The 2325-nt window shown below is 52.8% G+C and carries 2 protein-coding genes and 1 pseudogene; all 3 read left to right on the forward strand.

All coding sequences use genetic code 11. From position 1 onward, the window contains the following. Positions 1-241, forward strand: a pseudogene (locus DVK07_RS18965) (hypothetical protein); the annotation flags it as partial. After that, positions 238-1098 (forward strand): hypothetical protein, encoded by an 861-nt coding sequence (locus DVK07_RS18970; protein WP_121598456.1) that lies wholly within the window; start codon positions 238-240, stop codon positions 1096-1098. The pseudogene DVK07_RS18965 and the gene DVK07_RS18970, both read left to right, overlap by 4 nt. Positions 1099-1100: 2 nt before the next feature. Then, positions 1101-2213, forward strand: coding sequence for a hypothetical protein (locus DVK07_RS18975; protein ID WP_121598457.1), 1113 nt, complete (start codon positions 1101-1103; stop codon positions 2211-2213). Positions 2214-2325: the final 112 nt, after the last annotated feature.

Below are 2325 nucleotides of genomic sequence, written 5' to 3' on the forward strand. Positions count from 1 at the left end.
CGTCGACGATCCGGGGATCTATACGGCACGATATCAGCCAGGCTCGTGGCTTGGACATGACCCAGCCTACGTGAGTGATACAGCGACTGTCCGTTGGCACCCACTTGGAACCATCAACGGCTGGTTCGCGTTCCTCTTCGAGATTTTCTGGCAGTTTATTCCGTTCTTCGTGATGTTCTACGCCGGACATCGTCTCCTCCGGATGCTCGGCCCAGAGGACCTCTTCCAACGATATCAATGATACGAAATAACCCAATCATCAACAGACGAAACGTCCTCCGAACAACCGCAGGTGCGGTGCTTGTAAGCGTCGCAGGCTGTCTGAATGGCGATGAGGACTCAGGAACTCCCGATGACGGAACTGGCTCAGTAGATGGGCAAGGCCCACTACAACGGGTCGCTGTCGAAGGAACCACGCTCGTTGTCGAACTCGACTCTGACGCCGATGTCGACCAAGTCAACCTCATCCAGCCGAACGGAGAGCTCTTCGGAACCCGTGATGTGGCCGTAGGGGCCCAACAGGTCTCCTTCGAGATCGGGACATCCTACGCACCTGGGGATTACAGCATGATTGCGCTGAGAAACGAAGACATCGTGGCAGAGGCGTCGCTTTCCCTTCAACCAGATCTCGAAGTCGTTGAGATGGGAATCGGGAGAAACCAGTCCCAAAAGATGTGGGATGGACCGAGAGATAAAATCGCTGAAGAAGCCTTCGTGACGGTTGAGAATCAAGGTAGTGTCCCGGCTGTGATAACGAAATTACTCTTCATTGGGGATGTCCCGTACCCCTCTGATGAAGAGGGCACGAATTATGCAGACAGCGCTGATATTAGCGGGATATACGATCCGCAATCTGACTCAGAGGTCAATGAAGTCACCGTAGGTGCTGGGGAACAAATCACGGTCTATAGTTCTCGGTCACCATTTGCCTTCGTCCCCGGTACAGGTACATCCTGTACAGAGGATGAGCAGAGCGGAGAGTTTGAGCTCATTCTTGAAACACAGGTTGGTGACTCCCACATTGAGACAGGATACGCTATCCAGTATTCAGCATCATCAGAACCAGACGGTTGTGATATTACTATCAGTGAGACGTAGCCATGGTTGATCTAATTGATGTCGTTCTTGAGGGATTCAAGGGTGTCGTCGACTGGGTCATTGGGCTCTTCATGGAGGGGCTCCAGACCGGTTACGATACTCTAACAGAGGAGATGTTTGGGACTCCAACCCCACAAACAGACGGTGCGTTCGTCTTTGGCGCCCCGACAAATGACCCTTGGATAGGGATTCGAGATGCTTTGGTTGGTGGTGAAATAATGCTAATCTCACTCCTCCTCTTAGTAATGTGTGTCCAGGGGCGACATACTATCCGGATCTTCAATATCGGGAACGCCTACGAAGCTCGAAAAACAAAAAAGACTGCCTGGGTTGGCGCATTTTTGATTATCACCTGGTATTGGTTGAGCGTTCTCGGCCTCTATATCGTAGATGGGTTCACGATAGCTCTGATGCCAAGTCTCAGTTCACTTGGCAACGTGATGCTCAATTTTCTCAAAACGTCGTTAACCAATCCTGGACTGGCACTGGTATTCGCACTCATTGGCGGATTATCGATGTGGGCGCTTGAGGCACTCTACTACATTCGGGAGATTCTGCTCTACGTCTACGTGTACGGTATGCCAATTGCGTTTGCACTCGGTTACGGCAATATCCCTGTTCTCTCTGATATTGCGATGGGATTCAGTAAGCGATTTGTCCCTCTCGCAGTCCTCTCTCTCCCGGCAGCAGTTGTGTTCAAAGGGTATGACTTGCTTTACTCACATGGCTCACTTGCTCCAAATAGCCCGTTTCTAAGATATCTAGTCGCAGTGTCGTTACCACTGATTGCGCTCTACGTCACTTGGAAGACGTTCAAGTACGCGACTCCGCTGACAGCCAGGGTTGTCGGAGGTGCGACGAAGGGTGCTGCTCTCATCGGTGGTGTCGCGGCTGGCGCCTACGTTGGCGGCGCAGGTGTTGCGACGACAGCGGCGCGGTGGGGACCGAAAGCAGCAGCCGGCCAAGCTATCGCACAGAAAGCTGCTGCTCGAGGCGGACACGGAACTGAGGACGGATCTCCATCGTACCGTCGAACCGAGAATGATCCCGGTGGGGCCACCGCAGACGCATCGAGTGAAAAGTACGGAATGGAGTACGATCGAGGTATTCACTAATGTCTACAGATCCAGACGCGGCAGCACGGCGTATCATGAATCAGTTTGGTGAGGAGAGTCGTATCCCCTATCTCAACATCGAGGAGGGGGACGTCGGCGTACTCATCGCCTT

Origin of the sequence: Halorubrum sp. Atlit-26R (assembly GCF_003666015.1) — an archaeon.
GTDB lineage: Archaea > Halobacteriota > Halobacteria > Halobacteriales > Haloferacaceae > Halorubrum.